Source organism: Cellulosimicrobium sp. 72-3 (genome assembly GCF_013127315.1).
Lineage (GTDB): Bacteria > Actinomycetota > Actinomycetes > Actinomycetales > Cellulomonadaceae > Cellulosimicrobium > Cellulosimicrobium funkei.
Window position 1 is genome coordinate 2,761,121 of sequence record NZ_CP053419.1, and the last position, 19,728, is coordinate 2,780,848.

General features: G+C 74.5%; 18 protein-coding genes and 2 tRNA genes. 10 read left to right on the forward strand and 10 right to left on the reverse strand.

The genetic code is table 11. The features are described from left to right. Positions 1-82 precede the first annotated feature (82 nt). From HKK73_RS12535 to HKK73_RS12550, 4 genes are all read left to right on the forward strand, one after another. The gene (locus HKK73_RS12535; RefSeq protein WP_171468758.1) at positions 83-2,587 is read left to right on the forward strand and encodes a class I tRNA ligase family protein; all 2,505 of its coding nucleotides are present in this window, start codon (positions 83-85) and stop codon (positions 2,585-2,587) included. Positions 2,588-2,782: 195 nt separating this feature from the next. Further along, the gene (locus HKK73_RS12540; RefSeq protein WP_171468133.1) at positions 2,783-3,769 is read left to right on the forward strand and encodes a DUF808 domain-containing protein; all 987 of its coding nucleotides are present in this window, start codon (positions 2,783-2,785) and stop codon (positions 3,767-3,769) included. 36 nt (positions 3,770-3,805) lie between these two features. Continuing rightward, entirely contained in the window at positions 3,806-5,113 is a 1,308-nt protein-coding gene (locus tag HKK73_RS12545; RefSeq protein ID WP_171468134.1) for a hemolysin family protein, read from the forward strand. Positions 5,114-5,207: 94 nt separating this feature from the next. Continuing rightward, a complete protein-coding gene (locus HKK73_RS12550) occupies positions 5,208-6,119 on the forward strand; it encodes an LLM class flavin-dependent oxidoreductase (RefSeq protein WP_253705634.1) in 912 nt (303 codons plus the stop codon). 180 nt (positions 6,120-6,299) lie between these two features. Here the strand turns inward: HKK73_RS12550 and leuD are convergent, their stop codons facing one another. Both leuD and leuC read right to left on the reverse strand, forming a co-directional pair. Then, complete coding sequence (leuD, locus tag HKK73_RS12555) at positions 6,300-6,938, reverse strand: 3-isopropylmalate dehydratase small subunit (protein ID WP_034654518.1); 639 nt, start codon at positions 6,936-6,938, stop codon at positions 6,300-6,302. A 57-nt stretch (positions 6,939-6,995) separates the two neighbouring features. Next, positions 6,996-8,477: a 3-isopropylmalate dehydratase large subunit gene (gene leuC, locus HKK73_RS12560; RefSeq protein WP_074809932.1), complete on the reverse strand. Its 1,482-nt coding sequence runs from the start codon at positions 8,475-8,477 to the stop codon at positions 6,996-6,998. 161 nt (positions 8,478-8,638) lie between these two features. On the opposite strand from leuC, the gene HKK73_RS12565 reads away from it, so the two are divergent. The 3 genes from HKK73_RS12565 (at position 8,639) to HKK73_RS18940 (ending at position 10,667) form a co-directional block, all read left to right on the forward strand. Continuing rightward, a complete protein-coding gene (locus tag HKK73_RS12565; RefSeq protein WP_034654517.1) occupies positions 8,639-9,358 on the forward strand; it encodes an IclR family transcriptional regulator in 720 nt (239 codons plus the stop codon). 176 nt (positions 9,359-9,534) lie between these two features. Next, positions 9,535-9,702, forward strand: a complete 168-nt coding sequence (locus tag HKK73_RS12570; protein WP_163187158.1) for a hypothetical protein — start codon at positions 9,535-9,537, stop codon at positions 9,700-9,702. A 2-nt stretch (positions 9,703-9,704) separates the two neighbouring features. Then, positions 9,705-10,667: a PH domain-containing protein gene (locus HKK73_RS18940; protein WP_216607987.1), complete on the forward strand. Its 963-nt coding sequence runs from the start codon at positions 9,705-9,707 to the stop codon at positions 10,665-10,667. A gap of 189 nt (positions 10,668-10,856) precedes the next feature. Here HKK73_RS18940 and HKK73_RS12580 read toward each other — a convergent pair. Continuing rightward, positions 10,857-10,929 (reverse strand) — tRNA-Glu (locus tag HKK73_RS12580). Positions 10,930-11,029: 100 nt separating this feature from the next. After that, positions 11,030-11,101: transfer RNA gene (locus HKK73_RS12585), tRNA-Gln, on the reverse strand. 202 nt (positions 11,102-11,303) lie between these two features. Here HKK73_RS12585 and HKK73_RS12590 point away from each other — a divergent pair. Further along, positions 11,304-12,083, forward strand: a complete 780-nt coding sequence (locus HKK73_RS12590) for a class I SAM-dependent methyltransferase (protein ID WP_171468135.1) — start codon at positions 11,304-11,306, stop codon at positions 12,081-12,083. Continuing rightward, entirely contained in the window at positions 12,080-12,727 is a 648-nt protein-coding gene (locus HKK73_RS12595; RefSeq protein ID WP_171468136.1) for a hypothetical protein, read from the forward strand. The genes HKK73_RS12590 and HKK73_RS12595 overlap by 4 nt, the downstream gene beginning before the upstream one ends. Positions 12,728-12,736: 9 nt before the next feature. Here the strand turns inward: HKK73_RS12595 and HKK73_RS12600 are convergent, their stop codons facing one another. Next, complete coding sequence (locus tag HKK73_RS12600) at positions 12,737-13,660, reverse strand: LysR family transcriptional regulator (RefSeq protein WP_171468137.1); 924 nt, start codon at positions 13,658-13,660, stop codon at positions 12,737-12,739. Positions 13,661-13,729: 69 nt separating this feature from the next. Between HKK73_RS12600 and HKK73_RS12605 the strand changes: the two genes are divergently transcribed. Next, positions 13,730-14,986, forward strand: coding sequence for a YeiH family protein (locus tag HKK73_RS12605; protein WP_171468138.1), 1,257 nt, complete (start codon positions 13,730-13,732; stop codon positions 14,984-14,986). A 289-nt stretch (positions 14,987-15,275) separates the two neighbouring features. Here HKK73_RS12605 and HKK73_RS12610 read toward each other — a convergent pair whose 3' ends face one another. The 5 genes from HKK73_RS12610 to HKK73_RS12630 all read right to left on the reverse strand — a co-directional run bounded on the left by HKK73_RS12610 (position 15,276) and on the right by HKK73_RS12630 (position 19,603). Further along, positions 15,276-16,064: an HAD family hydrolase gene (locus HKK73_RS12610; RefSeq protein ID WP_171468139.1), complete on the reverse strand. Its 789-nt coding sequence runs from the start codon at positions 16,062-16,064 to the stop codon at positions 15,276-15,278. Then, on the reverse strand, positions 16,061-17,563 hold the full coding sequence (gene gltX / locus HKK73_RS12615; protein WP_021482938.1) for a glutamate--tRNA ligase: 1,503 nt from the start codon (positions 17,561-17,563) through the stop codon (positions 16,061-16,063). The genes HKK73_RS12610 and gltX overlap by 4 nt, the downstream gene beginning before the upstream one ends. 66 nt (positions 17,564-17,629) lie before the next feature. Then, positions 17,630-17,896 carry a hypothetical protein gene (locus HKK73_RS12620; RefSeq protein ID WP_085387635.1) on the reverse strand — a complete coding sequence of 89 codons (267 nt, stop codon included), beginning with the start codon at positions 17,894-17,896 and terminating at the stop codon, positions 17,630-17,632. 2 nt (positions 17,897-17,898) lie between these two features. Beyond that, entirely contained in the window at positions 17,899-18,681 is a 783-nt protein-coding gene (locus HKK73_RS12625; protein WP_034654511.1) for a fumarylacetoacetate hydrolase family protein, read from the reverse strand. Positions 18,682-18,712: 31 nt separating this feature from the next. After that, positions 18,713-19,603 (reverse strand): methyltransferase domain-containing protein, encoded by an 891-nt coding sequence (locus HKK73_RS12630; protein WP_043656661.1) that lies wholly within the window; start codon positions 19,601-19,603, stop codon positions 18,713-18,715. Between the last annotated feature and the right edge of the window lie 125 nt (positions 19,604-19,728).

Sequence of the window (19,728 nt, forward strand, 5' to 3'; positions counted from 1 at the left end):
CCCTTCTGTCCCCACTGTCCCGATCGTCCCCGCCGACCATGCGGGTGTCGACCATGTCGAGCCGAGCTCGGGCGACAGCCGCATGCTCGGCGCGTCGTCGCGAGAGATCGAGGACCGCTGGCAGCAGTACTGGGCCGAGCACGGCACGTTCCGCGCGCGCGACGACGGCTCGCGCCCCCGCAGGTACCTGCTGACGATGTTTCCCTACCCTTCGGGCGACCTGCACATGGGTCATGCCGAGGTGTTCGCGCTGGAGGACGTCGTCGCGCGGTACTGGCGCCTGCGCGGGTACGACGTCCTCAACCCGATCGGCTGGGACTCGTTCGGGCTGCCCGCCGAGAACGCGGCGATCCGCCGCGGCGAGAACCCCGCCGTCTTCACCGAGACGAACATCGCGACGCAGGCCGCCACCGCGCGCCGGTACGGGGTGTCGTTCGACTGGTCGCGCCGCCTGGAGACCCACCGACCGGAGTACTACCGATGGACGCAGTGGCTGTTCCTGCGGCTGCTGGAGCGCGGCCTCGCCTACCGCGCGACGGCGTCGGTGAACTGGTGCCCGGTCGACCGGACCGTGCTCGCGAACGAGCAGGTCGTGGGCGGTCGGTGCGAGCGGTGCGGGGCCGCCGTCGTGCACCGCGAACTCACGCAGTGGTTCGTGCGCGTCACCGCGTACGCCGACCGCCTGCTCGACGACATGGAGGCGCTCGAGGACGCGTGGCCCGCACGCGTGCTGACGATGCAGCGGAACTGGATCGGGCGCAGCGCCGGGGCGCGCGTGCGCTTCCCCGTCGTGCCCGACGACGCCCCCCACGCCCCCGCGAGCGCCGCGCCCGGGGCCGCCTCGCGGCCCGAGCACGTCGAGGTCTTCACGACGCGTCCCGACACCCTGCCCGGCGCGACGTTCGTCGCGGTCGCGCCGGACGGGCCGCTCGCTGCGGCACTGTGCGCACCGGAGCGCGCGGAGGCGCTCGCCCGGCACCGGGAGACCGCGCTGGCGTCCGGGGAGATCGAGCGGACGAGCGCGCAGCGCCCGAGCGCCGGGACGTTCCTGGGCGCCTGGGTCCGCCGCCCCGGCAGCGACGAGCGGCTGCCGGTCTGGGCCGCCGACCACGTGCTGCCCCACTACGGGACGGGAGCGGTCATGGGCGTGCCCGCGCACGACGACCGCGACGCGCGCTTCGCCGCCGCCCACGGCCTGCCGACGGGGTCGGGCGAGACGTGGCCGGGCGTGGAGGAGGCGATCGCCCGCCTGGAGGACGACGGCACGGGCGAGCGTGCGACGTCGTACCGGCTGCGCGACTGGCTGGTCTCGCGGCAGCGCTACTGGGGCGCACCCGTCCCGGTCGTGCACTGCCCGGGGTGCGGCGTCGTGCCCGTCCCGGACGACGACCTGCCCGTCCGGCTCCCCGACCTGGCCGGCGACGACCTCCTCCCTCGGGGCCGCTCGCCGCTGGCCGCCCCCGCCGCCGAGGCGTGGCGGCGCGTGCCGTGCCCCCGGTGCGGCGCCGACGCCGAGCGCGACCCGGACACGCTCGACACGTTCGTCGACTCGTCGTGGTACTTCCTGCGGTACTGCTCGCCGGGCGACGACAGCCCGCCCGACGACGTCCCGTTCCGCCCCGAGGACGCGCGTCGGTGGATGCCCGCGGCGCAGTACGTGGGCGGCGTCGAGCACGCGATCCTGCACCTGCTGTACAGCCGGTTCGTCACGAAGTTCCTGCACGACGAGGGCTGGGTGGACGTCGTCGAGCCCTTCGCGACCCTGCTCAACCAGGGTCAGGTGCGCAACGGCGGGCGGGCCATGAGCAAGTCGCTCGGGAACGGCGTCGACCTCGGCGAGCAGCTCGACCGGCACGGTGCCGACGCGGTCCGCCTCGCCCTGGTGTTCGCGGGGCCGCCGGAGGACGACGTCGACTGGGCCGACGTCGACGCGAGCGCGATGCGGCGGTTCTGCGCGCGCGTGCTGCGGCTCGCGGACGCCGTCGGACCGGCCGCCGGGCCGCGGGCGACCGGCCCCGAGGTGCTGGGCGCCGTCGTGCCCGGGTCGCGGGCTCACGCGCTGCGCCGGGCCACGCACCGGACCGTGCACGAGGCGGAGGACCTGCTCGACCGGAGCCGGTTCAACGTCGTCGTCGCGCGCGTCATGGAGCTCGCGAGCGCCGCGCGGCGCGCCACCGACACCGGGCCGGCGTCCGACGAAAAGGCCGGCGCGCACGCCGCCGCCGTGCGCGAGGCCGTCGAGGCCGCCGTCGTGCTGCTGAGCCTGGTCGCGCCGCACACGGCGGAGGAGGCGTGGCACCGCCTCGGGCGCGAGCCGTCGGTGACCGAGGCCGACTGGCCGACCGTCGACCCGGCGCTGCTCGTCGTCGACGAGGTCGTGGCGGCCGTCCAGGTCGACGGGAAGGTGCGCGACCGGGTGCGGGTGGCCGCGGACGTCGACGAGCGGACGCTGCACGACCTCGCGCTCGCGACCGCGGGTGCCGCCCGGGCGACGGCCGGGCGGCACGTCGTGCGCGTCGTCGTCCGCCCGCCGCACCTGGTGAACGTGGTGACCCGCCCCTCCACGGACGACCCGGCAGTCACGTGAGCCGCCGCCGAGCACGGGGTGGGCGACCGGAATCGCCTCGATCCGGTCGCCGGTCCCGTGCTCGGCGCCCCGGTGCCGGCGGCTGCGGTCCTGCGACGCGTGGTGGGGGCGGAGTCGCTACGATGCTGCGGCCGCGTCCACTCGACCAGCGGGCCCGTGCGCGGCGACACGGGCCGGCGCACGGAGCACCCACCCATGGCCTTCGGACTCGCTGCCCTCCTGGACGACATCGCGGCGTTCGCCAAGCTCGCGGCCGCCTCGATCGACGACGTCGGCGCGGCCGCCGGGCGCGCGAGCGCGAAGGCGACGGGCGTCGTCATCGACGACACCGCCGTCACGCCCCGCTACGTCGAGGGTCTGGCAGCCAAGCGCGAGCTGCCGGTCATCAAGCGCATCGCGACGGGGTCGCTGCGCAACAAGCTGCTCTTCATCCTCCCGGCGATCCTGCTGCTGAGCCAGTTCCTGCCCTTCCTGCTCACGCCGCTGCTCATGCTCGGCGGCACGTACCTCGCGTTCGAGGGCGCGGAGAAGCTGTGGGAGCTCGTCTCCGGGCGGCACCACGCCGAGGTCGAGACGAAGACCGAGAAGAAGGCGGTCGACGAGGACTCGGTGGTGTCGAGCGCGGTCCGCACCGACTTCATCCTCAGCGCGGAGATCATGGTCATCGCGCTCAACGAGGTCGCCTCCGAGAACTTCTGGTCGCGTCTGATCATCCTCGTGATCGTCGCGATCCTCATCACGGTCCTCGTCTACGGGGTCGTGGCGCTCATCGTGAAGATGGACGACATCGGCCTGCACCTCGCGAAGCGCGACACGCCCTGGGTCCAGTCGTTCGGGCGCGGGCTCGTGAGCGCGATGCCGAAGGTCATGTCCGTCATCTCGATCGTCGGGATCGTCGCGATGCTCTGGGTGGGCGGCCACATCCTGCTGCAGGGCACGTACGACCTCGGCTGGCACGGCCCGTACGACGTCGTGCACCACCTCGAGCACGCCGTGACCGGCGTCGCGGGCGTGGGCGGGTTCCTCGGCTGGCTCGTCAACACGGCGTGCTCCGCCGTCGTCGGGATCGTGGTCGGCGGCGTCGTGGTCCTCGTGGCGCACCTGATCCCGCGCCGCAAGCACGGCGAGCCCGCCGCGACCGAGCCGACGACGCCGGACGGCCCCGCCCCGACCGCCGGCTGAGCCCACGCCGGGCCGAGTGGCCTGGTTGGATGAGGCATGGACTCCGGCACCTGGACCAACATCGGCCTCGTCCTGCTCTTCATCCTCGTCGGCGGCGTCTTCGCCGGGACCGAGATCGCGCTCGTCTCGCTGCGCGAGAGCCAGGTCGCCCGCATCGAGAAGCAGTCGGCGCGCGGCGCCCGGGTCGCGGCGGTCGCGCGCGACCCCAACCGCTTCCTCGCCGCGGTGCAGATCGGCGTCACCGTGGCGGGCTTCTTCTCGGCCGCGTACGGCGCGTCGACGCTCGCACCGGACCTCGCGCCCGCGCTCGAGGACCTGGGGCTGTCGAGCGGGCTCGCGGACACCGTCGCGCTCGTGGGGCTCACCCTCGTCATCGCCTACCTCTCCCTGGTGCTCGGCGAGCTCGTGCCCAAGCGCATCGCGCTGCAGCGCTCGGCGGGCGTCGCGCTCGTCGTCGCCCCTCCCCTGGACCGGTTCGCGACCCTCATGCGGCCCGTCATCTGGCTGCTGTCGCGCTCGACCGACGGCGTCGTGCGGCTGCTCGGCGGCGACCCCTCGGCGCGCAGCGAGGAGATGAGCGAGGAGGAGCTGCGCGAGATCGTGCTCGCGCACGAGTCGCTGCCCGAGGACGAGCGCCGCATCCTCGACGACGTGTTCGCGGCGGGCGACCGCTCGCTCGCCGAGGCGATGACGCCGCGCGGCGAGGTCGCGTTCCTCGCGGCCGACACCCCCCTCGCGGACGCCGCCGAGACGGTCGCGGCGGGCCCGTACTCGCGCTACCCGGTGACGGGCGACGACTTCGACGACGTCGTCGGGTTCCTCCACGTGCGCGACCTCCTCGGCCGGGACTGCCCCGACCACCCGCCGACGGACCCGACGACGGGGCGCGCCCTCACCGTGCGCGACGTCGCGCGGCCCATCCTCGCGCTGCCCGCGACGAACACCGTGCTGCCCGCGATGTCGCAGATGCGGCGCGAGGGCGTGCACATCGCCGTCGTCGTCGACGAGTACGGCGGCACCGACGGGATCGTCACGCTCGAGGACCTCGTCGAGGAGCTCGTGGGCGACATCCGCGACGAGTACGACGCCGACGAGCCGTCGCCCGCGCGCGAGCACGGCGCGACGACGAGCGTGGACGCCGGACAGACGATCGAGGAGTTCGCACGCCGCACGGGCGTCGAGCTCCCCGACGGCCCGTACGAGACCGTCGCCGGCTTCGTCCTGGCGCAGCTCGGGCGCCTCGCCGTCGTGGGCGACCACGTCGACGCGGACGGCTACCGGCTCACGGTGACCGACGTCGCGCGGCGGCGCATCGTGCGCGTGGACGTCGTCCCGCTCCCCTGACCGCTGAGCGCAGGGAACGGTCGCGTCACGGCTCCTCGGACGCGGCTGTCTCCCGCGCTCAGCGGTGTGGGTGGGGCCGCGTAGCGTCGGGTGGATGAGCGCAGCGACGACGGGGACAGGGTCGGGGATCAAGGTCGGGGTGGTCGGGAGCTTCGGCTCCGCCGCCCAGGTGCTGGAGATGGCGGTCGGGGCGGAGGACGCCGGCTGGGACGGGTTCTTCTCGTGGGACGGGCTGAGTCTGCTGACCATGCCGGTCGACACGTTCGACCCGTGGGCCGTGCTCGCCGCGGCGGGGGTCCGGACCGAGCGGATCACGCTGGGCGCGATGGTCTTCGCACTCCCCCGCCGCAAGCCGTGGGAGGTCGTGCGCCAGGCGCTGACCGTCGACCACCTGTCGGGCGGTCGCCTCGTGCTGCCGGTCGGCGTCGGCGTGCTCGACGACGGCGGCTTCTCCGCCGTACCGGGTCAGCCGCAGTCGCTGCGCGAGCGCGCCGAGCTGCTCGACGACGCGCTCGCCTACCTCGACCGCGCGTGGACCGGCGAGCGGTTCACGTTCGAGGGGACGCACGTGCGGACCGGGGAGATGCAGTTCCTGCCGCGACCGGTCGAGCGCGCCGTCGTCGGCCACCACGTGCCGGTCTGGCCGGTCGGCGTGTGGGACGCCGAGCGCCCGCCGGTGCGCTCGCTCGACCGCACCCTGCGCGCCGACGGGATCGTGCTCCAGCTCCGCGGCGACCGCGGCTTCGACGTGCCCACGCCCGACGACGTCTCCGCCCTCGTCGGCTGGCTCACCCCGCGTCGCGCCGAGCTGGGCCTCGACGCGGACCGGCCGTTCGACGTCGTCGTCCAGGGCGAGCTCCCGGCGGACCGCTCCGCGGCGGCCGACCAGCTCGCCGGCCTCGCCGACGCCGGAGCGACCTGGTGGGTCGAGTCCCGCTGGAATCCCGAGACCGCGACCCCGGACTCGCTCCTGGCCGCGATCCACGCGGGCCCGCCGCGACACTGACGCCCTGATCCAGGAACGGACCCGGACGACGTGTCGGCGACACGATCACGGGCGGGCTCTGGGGTGGTGACGGCGGGTCGTGGCGGGCCTGGCGGGAGCAGGGCGAGGGACGAGCCCTGCGGATGGTAGACCCGTCGTCACCACCCCAGAGCCCGCCCCCGGCCCCGCGTCGCAGAACCGTTAGCCGACGGGCCGCGCCGCCTCGATCTCGACCTTGGGCAGCGTCTTCGCCGGCAGCGTCTTCGGGCGCCACGACGCGCGCGTCGCCTCGAACGCGGAGATCTCGTCCTCGTGCTGGAGCGTGAGGCCGATGTCGTCGAGGCCCTCCATGAGGCGCCAGCGCGTGTAGTCGTCGATCTGGAACGGCACGGTGACGTCGAGCGCCGACGCGGTGCGGGCGACGAGGTCGACCGTCACCTCGGTGCCCGGGTTGGTCTCGAGGATCTTCCAGAGCAGCTCGACGTCCTCCTGCGCGACGATGCCTGCGACGAGGCCCTGCTTGCCGGAGTTGCCGCGGAAGATGTCGGCGAAGCGCGACGCGAGGACGACGCGGAAGCCGTAGTCCTTGAGCGCCCAGACGGCGTGCTCGCGCGACGAGCCGGTGCCGAAGTCGGGCCCGGCGACGAGCACGGAGCCCGCACGGTAGGCGTCCTGGTTGAGGACGAACGTGGGGTCGCCGCGCCAGGCGGCGAACAGCGCGTCCTCGAACCCGGTGCGCGTCACGCGCTTGAGGTAGACGGCGGGGATGATCTGGTCGGTGTCGACGTTGCTGCGGCGCAGCGGGACGCCGACGCCGGTGTGGGTCGTGAACTTCTCCATGGCAGGAACCTCTTCGGGTCTTCGGGGCGACGAGTGGGGCAGCGCGGCGCGGTTGGCTCAGACCTGCACGAGGACGCGCGGGTCGAGCGGCGCGAGCGGCGTGCCGTCGAAGGACGTGATGTCGGTGCCCTCGGGCAGGTCGAGGTCGCTCAGCGAGGAGAGCGTCCCGCGCAGCGCGGTGGCGGCGGCGACGAGCGGCGACACGAGGTGCGTGCGCCCGCCCTTGCCCTGGCGGCCCTCGAAGTTGCGGTTCGACGTCGAGGCGGCGCGCTCGCCCGGCTGGAGCTGGTCGGGGTTCATGCCCAGGCACATCGAGCAGCCGGCGTTGCGCCACTCCGCGCCGAAGTCGAGGAAGATCTGGTCGAGGCCCTCGGCCTCGGCCTGGAGGCGCACGCGCGCGGACGCCGGGACGACGAGGACGCGGACGCCGTCGGCCTTCTTCTTGCCCTGCACGACCTTCGCGACCGAGCGCAGGTCCTCGATGCGGCCGTTGGTGCACGACCCGATGAACACGGTGTCGACGGGGATCTCGCGCAGCGGCTGACCGGGCGTGAGGCCCATGTACTCGATCGCACGCTCGGCGGCGACGCGCTCGTTCTCGTCCGCGATCTGCTCGGGGACGGGCACGGTCGCGGAGATGGGCAGGCCCTGGCCGGGGTTGGTGCCCCACGTGACGAAGGGCTCGAGGTCGGACGCGCGGAGCGTGACCTCGGTGTCGAACACGGCGTCGTCGTCGGAGCGCAGCGTGCGCCAGTACTCGACGGCCGCGTCCCAGTCCGCGCCCTCGGGCGCGTGCGGGCGGCCCTTGAGGTACTCGAACGTCGTGTCGTCCGGGGCGATCATGCCGGCGCGTGCGCCCGCCTCGATCGACATGTTGCAGATCGTCATCCGCGCCTCCATGGAGAGCTTGCGGATGGCCTCGCCGCGGTACTCCAGGACGTAGCCCTGGCCGCCGCCGGTCCCGATCTTGGCGATGATCGCGAGGATGATGTCCTTGCTCGTGGCGCCGGGCGGCAGCTCGCCGTCGACGTTGATCGCCATGGTCTTGAACGGGGCGAGCGGGAGCGTCTGCGTGGCGAGCACGTGCTCGACCTCGGACGTGCCGATGCCGAACGCGAGCGCACCGAACGCGCCGTGCGTCGAGGTGTGCGAGTCGCCGCACACGACCGTCAGGCCGGGCATGGTGAGCCCGAGCTGCGGCCCGACCTGGTGCACGATGCCCTGGTCGGCGTCGCCGAGCGAGTGGATGCGGACGCCGAACTCCCGCGCGTTGTTGCGCAGCGTGTCGATCTGCGTGCGGCTCGTGAGGTCCGCGATCGGCAGGTCGATGTCGAGCGTCGGGGTGTTGTGGTCCTCGGTCGCGATGGTGAGGTCGGGGCGGCGGACCGGGCGGCCCGCGAGGCGCAGCCCCTCGAACGCCTGGGGGCTGGTGACCTCGTGCACGAGGTGGAGGTCGATGTAGAGGAGGTCGGGCGACCCGTCGGTGCCTCGTCGCACCAGGTGCGCGTCCCAGACCTTCTCCGCCAGCGTGCCGGCCATGTAGCTCATCTCCTCGTCGTCTGTCACGGTCCTCCTGGGGGGTACGGAGAGCCGCCTGGGTCGATGGTCCGCCGTCCGGCATCCTGCCGGGGAAGACGTCCAGCGGGTGGAACATCAGTGCCGGACTTGCATCTCAGTGCGTGAGACGTCAATATCGACCTATGGACAATACTAGCGGAGTCGGAGTGCTGGACAAGGCGGCCTCCGTCCTGGGCGCCCTGGAGTCCGGACCTGCCACCCTCGCCCAGCTCGTCACGGCCACGGGCCTGGCCCGCCCGACGGCGCACCGCCTCGCCGTCGCCCTCGAGCACCACCGCATGGTCGCGCGCGACATGCAGGGCCGGTTCGTCCTCGGCCCCCGGCTCAACGAGCTCGCGACCGCGGCCGGCGAGGACCGCCTGCTCGCCGCCGCGAACCCCGTGCTGACGGCGCTGCGCGACCACACCGGGGAGAGCGCCCAGCTCTACCGCCGCCAGGGCGACCACCGCATCTGCGTCGCGGCCGCCGAGCGCCCCGTCGGCCTGCGCGACTCGATCCCCGTCGGCGCGACGCTCACCATGAACGCGGGCTCCGCCGCCCAGGTCCTCCTCGCGTGGGAGGAGCCGGACCGGCTGCACCGCGGGCTGCGCGAGGCCGTCTTCACCGCCACGATCCTCTCCGGCGTCCGACGCCGCGGGTGGGCCCAGTCCGTCTCCGAGCGCGAGCTCGGCGTCGCGTCGGTCTCCGCGCCCGTGCGCGGCCCGTCCGGCCGGGTCGTGGCCGCCGTCTCCATCTCGGGCCCGGTCGAGCGCCTGAGCCGCCAGCCCGGGCGGCTGCACTCCGGCTCGGTCGTCGCCGCCGCGAACCGCCTCACCGAGGTCCTCCGCCGCGCCGGCGAGTGAGCCGACCGACGCCGGCCCGCACCGGGCCGGCGTCGGCGTGCCGCGGGCCGCAAACGGGACGCGCCCTGTCAAAATGTCCCCGGCTGCTGCCATGCTGTGCGTGCCCGACGCCCGGACAGCGCAGCGGTCGCGGGGGCGACCGCTGACCGTCCGATCCCGAGACACGAGGAGTTCCGATGCACCCGAAGCTGAAGGCCGCCCTGATCTGGGTCCTCGTGATCTTCGCCGTGTACGCGATCGTCACGAGCCCGGACCGCGCGGCCGACATCGTCGAGGGCATCTGGGACGTGATCGTCGGGGCGTTCCGCTCGATCGGCCAGTTCTTCAGCTCGCTCCTGGACTGACCGTGGCCCGCGGCGGACCTCGCAGCAGGATCCTGGACCGCTACGTGCTCAACGGCGAGCGGGTCGTCATCGCGACGCGCCACCACTGGGGGATGCTCGTCGAGCCCGTCGCGACGACGGTCGCGGGCGCGGTCGTGATCGCCTGGCTCGTCGTGCAGGCCGGCCCCGCGGTCGGCGACGGCGTGCTGGTGCTGTGGTGGCTGTGGCTGATCCTCGCCGCCCGCCTGGTGTGGAAGGTCTTCGAGTGGCGCAACGAGTGGTTCGTCGCCACGGACAAGCGCCTGCTCCTGCTCTACGGCCTCATCACGCACAAGGTGGCGATGATGCCGCTGACCAAGGTGACGGACATGAACTACGGGCGCTCGCTCGTCGGGCGCGTGCTGGGCTACGGCCAGTTCCTGCTCGAGTCCGCCGGGCAGGACCAGGCGCTGCGCCAGATCGACTGGGTCGCGCACCCGGACCGGACCTACCGCCTGCTGTGCGACACGCTCTTCATCCCGGGCGTCCGACCAGGCGGAGCGCCGGTCGGCCCGGGCGGGCCCGCCGCGACGACGGGGGGTGCGCTGCCCGCGACCGTACCGCCGCCCGCGCCGCGCCCGCCGCAGCCTGCCGAGCCGCCTCCGGTCGAGCCCGCGCCCGCGTGGGACGGGCGCAGCCCGGCCGCCACGCCCTCGCCGCCCCCGGCACCGCTGCCGACGGACCCGCGGGTCGTCGTCGTGCCCGGCCGGTCCGCCGGCGTGTCGAGCGGGCCCACCCAGCCGATCCCCGTGACCGGCGACGCTCACGCGGCGCGGGACACGGTGCGTCCCGACGGCCGGCAGGCGGGCCCTGGCGAGGACGAGCAGGGCTGGACGGTCTCCGGCGAGCACCGCGCGACGTACGTGCCGGTCACGCCCCCACGGCCGTCGTCGACGCCCATCCCGAAGCCGTACGAGCCCGGACCCGGGCGCGACGGCGCTCCCTGACCCGGCCGCGCCACCCGACAGCAAAGACTCCGACGCCGACCCCCGCGGGGTCTCGCGCGCCACGCGACGTGCGTCACACCGGGCATCGGCCACGGCCCGTCGTCGATCGACGCGCGGGCATCGGGCGTCGGGCATCAAGAAGAAACGACGAAGGCCCGGTCACCGTGATGGTGACCGGGCCTTCTTCTGTACCCCCAACGGGATTTGAACCCGTGTTACCGCCGTGAGAGGGCGACGTCCTAGGCCGCTAGACGATGGGGGCCTGTGGAGCTTCGTACCGTTTCCGGTCCGTTTCTCCGGTGAGAACTCTACCTCATGTTTCTCGCGGTCTTGACCGCGAGCTCCAGAGCCGGAGCTCTTCGCTGGGGTACCAGGACTCGAACCTAGACTAAGTGAACCAGAATCACTCGTGCTGCCAATTACACCATACCCCAAGGGGGTAACCGATCCGCGTCGGGAAGCCGTGACGACGAGTCATAGACCCGCCCCCTGGCTCCCTCCCGTGGAGGTCCCACCGGCCGAGAACATTACCGGACATGCCGACGCGGACCAAATGCGCTCCGCGCGCCCGAGCGGCCCGGCGACGCGCGCGTCCTGCGGTCGACGGGCACGGCCGCCGTCTGGCACCGTCGGGGCATGAGCCCTGGAGACTCCCTCGACCCCGGCTCGCGCGCCGACCGGGCCGCGTCGTTCGAGCACGGTGCCGCGCAGTACGCCTCCACCCGGCCGTCCTACCCGGACGCGGCCGTCGACTGGCTCGTGCCCGACGGCGCCCACCGCGTCCTCGACCTCGCCGCCGGCACCGGGAAGCTCACGGAGCGGCTCGTGGCGCGCGGCCTCGACGTCGTCGCCGTGGAGCCGTCGGACGCGATGCGGGACCGTCTCGCGGAGACCGTCCCCGAGGCCGAGGCGCTCCCCGGATCGGCGGAGGCCGTCCCGCTGCCGGACGCGAGCGTCGACGCCGTGCTGGTCGCCCAGGCGTGGCACTGGTTCTCCCCCGCGGCCCAGCCGGAGATCGCGCGCGTGCTGCGGCCCGGCGGCCGGCTCGGCATCGTGTGGAACGTCCGGGACAGCTCGGTGGACTGGGTGGGCCGGTTCACCGAGATCATCCACCGGGGTGACACGCTCGAGCACAGCTACCGGGAGCCCGCGCTCTCCGAGCGCCTCTTCACGACGCCCGAGCACCGCACGGTGCCGTGGGCCGACCGGGTCACCACGTCCTCGCTGCGCTCGCTCGCCGCGTCGCGCAGCTACCTCCTGACCCTCCCGCCGGCGCGGCGCGAGGAACTGCTGGACGAGATCGACCGGCTCGTCGCGACCCACCCCGACCTCGCCGGCCGCACCGAGGTGGACCTCCCCTACCTCGCCCAGTGCTGGCGCGCGGACGTGCGCCCCGACGCACCGGGCGCAGCATGAGCGGCACGGGCGCACGCGGCACGATCACGGGCGACGACGTCCGGGTGGCCGTCCGATGGCTCGCCGACCGCCTCGTGGACCAGCCCGTGTCGGCGTTCGACGCGCAGGCCGGTCCGGTCCGCTGGTCGTGCTGGACGACGACGGAGCACGTCGTGGACGACCTCCTCGCCTACGCGCTCCAGCTCGCGGCGCTCCCCGCGCTCGCGTACGTGCCGCTCGTCGGGCCCCGGGGGGAGGGCGAGATCGCGCACGTCGACCGCGCGGCCGGGACGGCGGGACTCGTCGAGGCGCTCGTCGGCGGCGGGGAGCTGCTCGCGACGCTCGCCGAGACGCGGCCCGCGGACGCGCGCGCCTTCCACCCGTACGGGGTCTCGGACGCCGACGGCTTCGCGGCGATGGGGGTCGTCGAGGTCCTCGTGCACGGCCACGACGTCCTGCTCGGGCTCACGCACGCACCCACCCCGTTCCCCCCGGGGCTGGCGGCCCGCGCCCTGACGCGCCTGTTCCCCGACGTCGAGACGAGTCCGGACGAGGACCCCGACGCCGTGCTCCTCTGGGCGACCGGCCGGGGCGAGCTCCCGGGTCGGCCGCGGCGCACGCGCTGGCGCTGGGACGCGAGCGTGCGCGCGGACGCGCCGGGCTGAGCCGGCCCGTCAGGCCGACGACGCGGCCGCGGCCGCCGCGATGCGGCGCGCGGCCGAGGAGAGCGCCGTGCCGTCCTTCCAGACCATCCGCAGCCGGCGGTCCAGCTCGAGCCCCGGCACCGCGACCCGCACGAGGGCGCCCCGTGCGACGTCGTCGGCGACGGCGAGGCTCGACAGCACGGCGACCGCCCCGCCGTGCTGCACGGCCGTCTTCAGCGCCGCGGTGGAGCCGAGGTAGGGCAGGTGGTCCGGCAGGCGCTCGCCGAGCGTCGCGAGGCCGCGCTCGAGCGTCTCGCGCGTGCCCGAGCCGCGCTCGCGCACGACGAGCCCCCCGGACAGCAGCTCGTCGACGCGCACGGCGCTGCGACGCGCCCAGGGGTGCGCCGGGCCGACGACGACGACGAGCCGGTCGTGCGCGACCGTGCGGCTGCGCAGCCCGCGCCGCAGCGTCGCGCTCTCGACGAACCCGAGCTCCACCCCGCCGTCGAGGACGAGGTCGGTCACCTCGCGCGAGTTGCGGACGACGAGCTCGACGTCGGGAGCCCCGCCGCCCGGCGCCCCCTGGAGCGCGAGCCGCGCGAGCCAGCGCGGCGCCAGGTACTCCGCGACGGTGAGGCTCGCCGCGACCCGCACCCGGGCGGCCGGGGCGTCGCGCAGCGCCGCGACGGAGGTCTCGAAGCGGTCGGAGGCCTCGATCACCTCGCGCGCCCACGCCGCCGTCGCGCGGCCGGTCTCCGTGAGCCGGGACCCGCGCGTCGTGCGCTCGAGGAGGTCGAGGCCGAGGCGGCGCTCGAGCGCGCGCAGGCCCGCCGACGCCGTGGGCTGGGCGACGCCGAGCGCGCGGGCGGCGGCGCTGATCGACCCGTGCGAGTCGGTCGCGACGAGCAGCTCGAGCGCGGAGAGGGACGTCCTGTCGCGGGCGGTCGGGGCCATAGGCCCACTCTATGCCTCGCGAGGGAAGTTGCTCTTCTGCCGCCGCACCGGCCGCAGCACGCTGGAAGCATGACCCAGCCTGCACCTCCCTCGGCCCGCACGGAGGCCCTCGCGACCCGAGGCGTCCCGGCGGTCACGGCCGCTCCCCCGGCGCCCGCACCCGAACGGCGCCCCGACGCACCGCGCGGGCCGCGCGCGCTCGTCCCCGGGCTCGTCCTCGTCGGCGCGGCGACGCTCCTCGTGCTCGCGGGCGCGCGCCTGGTCCCGACGGTGTCCCCACTCGTCGTCGCGCTCGTCCTGGGCGCGCTCGTCGCCCCGGTGCTCGGCCGGCTCGCGACGACGCGTCGGGGCGCGGCGACGGTCGCCGCGACGCGTCCCGGCGTCGCGTGGACGTCGCGCGTCGTGCTCCGGGTGGGCGTCGTGCTGCTCGGCTTCCAGCTCTCCCTCCCGGAGGTGCTGGGGCTGGGCTGGCGCGGGCTCGTCGTCGTCACGACGACGCTCGCCGTCACCTTCGCGGGGACGCTCGCGCTCGGCCGCGTGCTGCGCGTGCCGCGCGTGACGGCGCTACTCGTCGCGACCGGCTTCTCCGTGTGCGGGGCCGCCGCGATCTCCGCGATGCAGGGCGTCGTGGACCGGCCGGGTCGCACGCCCGACGAGGTGCGCGAGGACGACGACGGCGTCGCCACCGCGCTCGCGCTCGTCACCGTCTACGGCACCCTCGCGATCGTCGTGCTGCCCTGGCTCGCAGGACTGCTCGGGCTCACCGACGACCGTGCCGGGCTCTGGATCGGCGCGAGCGTCCAGGAGGTCGCGCAGGTCGTCACCGCGGCCGGGACGATCTCCGCGCCGGCGCTCGCCACCGCGACGGTCGCGAAGCTCGCGCGCGTGGCCCTGCTCGCGCCGCTCGTCGCCGTCGCCGGGGTCGTCGTGGCCCGCGGGGCCCGACGCGCGGCGTCGGCGCTCGCGACCACGAGCGCGCCCGGGGCGCCGGGCGCCACGCCGTCGACCGGTGCGGACGACGGCGAGCCCCGCGGCGTGGGTGCCGGTGCGGAGGCCAAGAAGCGACGCGTCGCCCCGGTGCCGTGGTTCGTCGTGGGGTTCGTGGCGGCGGTCGCGCTCCGCAGCCTCGGGGTGGTGCCCGCGCCGGTGCTCGCCGTCCTCGTCACGGCCTCGACGCTCGCGTTCGTCGCGGCGATGTTCGCCCTCGGGCTCGGCGTGGACGTGCCCACGCTCGTGCGCACCGGACGGCGGTCGCTCGTGCTGGGCGCCCTCTCCGCGGTGCTCGTCACCGCGACGGCCCTCGTGGGCGTCCTGCTCCTCGCCTGACCGCCCCGCGAGGAAGCGGCCCGGTCCCCCGAGGTAGAGGCCCGGTAGGCCGAGGTAGAGACCCGGTAGGCCGAGGTAGAGACCCGGTAGGCCGAGGTAGAGACCCGGTAGGCCGAGGTAGAGACCCGGTAGGCCGAGGTAGAGCCCTGGTCATGACCAGGGCTCTACCTCGCGGGACCAGGGCTCTACCTCGCGGGACCAGGGCTCTACCTGGCGGGACCAGGGCTCTACCTCGCGGGACCGGGGCTCTACCTCGCGGAGCGGGGGCTGTGCCTCGCAGGGCCGGGCGTTACCTCGGCGCGGGGGTCTGCGCCGCCGCGACGCCGAGCGTCGCGGGCAGGTCGTCGAGGCCGTGGACGACGTGCACGCCCGACGCGCGGGCCGACGTCGGGTCCTCCGGGTGCGGGCCGCCGCGGCGGGTGCCGGGGCGGTCGAGCCACACCCCGACGAGGCCCGCGGCGAGCGCGCCGCGCGCGTCGACGTCGAGCTCGTCGCCCACGTACGCGGTGCGGGCCGGGTCGGTGCCGAGACGACGGCACGCCTCGGCGAACACGCGCGGGTCGGGCTTGCCGAAGCCGAGCGTGTCCACCCCGACGAGCAGCGGCACGTCCGCAAGGCCCGCGGCCGCGAGCTTGCGGGTCTGGAGCTCGACGCGCGCGTTCGTCAGCGACCCGACGCGCACCCCGGCCCCCGCGAGCGCGTCGACGACCCCGCGGGAGTCGGCGAACGCCGTCCACGACGCCTCGAACGTGCCCCAGAAGAGGTCCTTCCAGTCGACGTACGCCGCGTCGTCGAGCAACTCGCCGCCGAACGCCGCCTGGAGCTCGTTGGCGCGCGCCATGCGCTGGGCGTCGAAGTCGACCTCGCCGCGCGTGTACGCGCGGTAGTGCCCGTTGGGGTCGGCGCGCCACAGGGCGAGGACCTCGTCGTAGCGCTCCTCGGGCAGGTGCGGCAGCCACACGCGCGACGCGGCGGCGATGGCCTGCGTGAACGCGGCGCGCGTGTCGACGAGCGTGTCGTCGACGTCGAACAGGACGCCCTCGAGCGGCGCGCCCGCCGAGGCCGCGGCGTCGGTCACAGCGCGTCCCGCAGGCGCACGAGGCGCTCCAGCGTCGAGCCCTTGCCGAGCAGCTCCATCGACTCGAACAGCGGCGGGGAGACGCGGCGGCCCGTGAGCGCGACGCGCAGCGGCGTGAACGCGAACCGCGGCTTGACGCCCATGCCCTCGACGATCGCGTCGCGCAGACGCTCCTCGATGGCCGCGGTGACGAACTCGTCGTCCTGCAGCACGTCGAGCGCGGCGATCGCCGCCGCGAGGATGTCCTTCGCGTCGTCGCGCAGGGCGCCGCGCGCGTCCTCCTCGACCGTGAGCGCGTCGTCGGCCGTGAAGAGGAAGCCCAGCATCCCGACCGACTCGCCCAGCAGCACCATGCGCTCCTGGACGAGCGGCGCGGCCGCCGTGAGGATCTCCTGGTTGCGGGGCGACAGGTCGGCGAACGAGTCCGCCGGGACGAGCCCGCCGGCGTGGAGGTACGGCACGAGGCGGTCGCGGAAGTCCTCCGGCGCGAGCATCCGCACGTGCGTCGCGTTGATCGCCTCGGCCTTCTTGAGGTCGAAGCGCGCCGGGTTCGGCAGCACGTCGTGCACGTCGAACGCCTCGACCATCTCGGTGACCGTGAAGATGTCGTGGTCCGGCGAGATCGACCAGCCGAGCAGCGCGAGGTAGTTGAGCAGGCCCTCGGGCGTGAACCCGCGCTCACGGTGCAGGAACAGGTTCGACTCGGGGTCGCGCTTGGAGAGCTTCTTGTTGCCCTCCCCCATGACGTACGGGAGGTGCCCGAACTCCGGCATCACGTGCGCGACGCCGATCTCCAGCAGCGCCCGGTAGAGCGCGATCTGGCGCGGCGTCGAGGAGAGCAGGTCCTCGCCGCGCAGCACGTGCGTGATGCCCATGAGCGCGTCGTCCACCGGGTTCACGAGCGTGTAGAGCGGCTGCCCGTTCGCGCGCACGAGCGCGTAGTCCGGGACCGAGCCCGCCTTGAACGTGATCTCCCCGCGCACGACGTCGGTGAACGTGATGTCCTCGTCCGGCATCCGCAGGCGCAGCACCGGCTCGCGGCCCTCGGCGCGGAAGGCGGCCTTCTGCTCGTCCGTGAGGGTGCGGTCGAAGTTGTCGTAGCCCTTCGTCTTGAGCCCCGCGGCGGCGTTGCGCGCGTCGGACTCCTCCGGGGTCGAGAACGACTCGTACACGTACCCGCCCTCGACGAGCCGCGCGATGACGTCCTGGTAGATGTCCGCGCGCTGCGACTGCCGGTACGGCTCGTGCGGGCCGCCCACCTCGACGCCCTCGTCCCAGTCGAGCCCGAGCCAGCGCAGCGCGTCGAGGAGCTGCTGGTAGCTCTCCTCGCTGTCGCGCGCGGCGTCGGTGTCCTCGATGCGGAACACGAACGTGCCGCCCGTGTGCCGCGCGTAGGCCCAGTTGAACAGCGCGGTGCGGATGAGCCCGACGTGCGGCGTCCCGGTCGGGGACGGGCAGAAGCGGACGCGGACAGGCGAGGAACCAGGTGCGGGGATCACGGCTCCCAGCCTAGTTGCCCGACGCCGTCCGCCGCCCGGGCGTCCGGAGTCGGGCCCGTCCTCGTCTCAGTCCGGGACGGTCCCCGCCGCGCCTCCCGCGCGTCCGGCCCGCCACGACCGCGTCGCCACGACCGCCGCCCCGAGGGCGGCGCCCGCGAGCGCGCACCCCGGGACCAGGATGATCGCCAGGACGACGGCGTACGCCAGCACCTCGCCCGGGGGCACGTTCCCGGAAGCGACCGCGAGGACCGCGAGCACGACCACGACGACGCACGGGACGACGGCGCCCCAGCCCGCCCACCGCGCGACGACGCGGCCCGGACCGCGCCCCACGGTCAGCCGCGCCGGACGACCGGGTTGCTCAGGACGCCCAGCCCCTCGACCTCGCACTCGACGCGGTCGCCGACGTCGATCAGCCCGACGCCCGCGGGGGTGCCGGTGAGGATGACGTCGCCGGGCAGCAGGGTCATCGCCTCGGAGACGTACGACACGAGGAACGGGATGTCGAAGATCATGTCGCTCGTGCGGCCGTCCTGCTTGACCTCACCGTTGACGCGGCTGCGGACGCCGACGTCCTCCGGGTTCAGGTCGGTGTCGATCCACGGCCCGAGGGGGCACGCGGAGTCGAAGCCCTTGGCGCGCGCCCACTGGCCGTCGGTGCGCTGCGCGTCGCGCGCGGTGACGTCGTTCGCGACGGTGTACCCGAGCACGTACGCCGGCGCGGCCTCGGGCGACACGTCCTTCGCGAGGCGCCCGATGACGACCGCGAGCTCGGCCTCGTACGAGACCTCCTGCGAGAAGTCGGGCAGGACGATCGGGTCGTCCGGGCCGACGACCGACGTGTTCGGCTTGAGGAAGAGCAGCGGGCTCGTCGGGACGTCGTTGCCCATCTCCTTCGCGTGGTCCGCGTAGTTGCGGCCCACGGCGACCACCTTGGAGCGCGGGATCACCGGCGCGAGGAGCCGGACGCCGTCGCCCAGCTCGACGCGCTCGCCCGTCGGCGTGACGGGCATGTAGAGCGGGTCGCCCGTGAGGACCGCGAGGTAGGTGCGGTCCCCCTCCTGCTGGACGAGGGCGTAGCGGGGGTCGTCTCCGGTGGTGAATCTCGCGATGCGCACGGGCCCAGGCTATCCGGCCGTGCCCGGTCGATCACGCGCGGGCGAGGACCTCGCCGTTGAGGACGGCGAACCAGCCCGCGGGCTCCTCGGCCCAGCGCAGCCAGTCCTGCGCGAGCTGCTCGAGCGCGACGTCGTCCGCGAGTGCCGACTCCTTCGCCTGGACGGCGAAGTTCGACGCGACGCACCGCTCGGCCCACAGGCCGCCCCACCACGTGCGGTCGGCGGGGGTGGCGTAGCACCAGGTGCTCGCGCTGGGCTCGATCCCGTCGAGCGGGAACCCGGCGTCCTGCACCCAGGAGAAGAGGCGACGGCCGGCGTCGGCCTCGTACCCGTAGGCGTGGGTGACCTCGTGGTAGAGCGTGTTCCACTCGGTGAGCCCCGGTGACTCGGGGTACCAGGTCATGGCGGCGTAGTCGGCGTCGCGCACGGCGACGAGGCCGCCCGGCTTCGTGACGCGCCGCATCTCGCGCAGCGCGCCGATCGGGTCGGACAGGTGCTGCAGGAGCTGGTGCGCGTAGACGACGTCGAACGTGCCGTCGGCGAACGGCAGCTCGTAGGCGTTCGCGTGCTGGAACGAGATGTTCGCGGTGCCGCGCTGGGCGGCGAGCTCGCGCGCGCTGTCGAGGACGGCCTCGGACGCGTCGACGCCGACGACCCGCCCGTCGCCGACGCGGTCGGCGAGGTCGACGGTGACCGTGGCCGGGCCGCAGCCGACGTCGAGGAGGCTCATGCCGGGGCGCAGGTGCGGCAGGAGGAAGCCGGCCGAGTTCTCGGCCGTGCGCCAGCGGTGCGAGCGCAGCACGGACTCGTGGTGGCCGTGGGTGTACGACTCGGACTCCTGCGCGGGGTCGCTGCCTGCCCCGGTGGGGGCGTCGGCGTGGTGCTCGGCGGCCTCGTCGGCGCCGTGGGGGGTGTGCGTCATACCCGCACCGTAGGCCGCGGGTGCGGCGTTCTCGACCCCGTTCTCACACTCTGGGCGCCGGTCGCCGCGCGGCTCCTCCCCGGCGTGGCGGCGGGGTGGGAGCGCGCCCGCGCACGGACAATCCC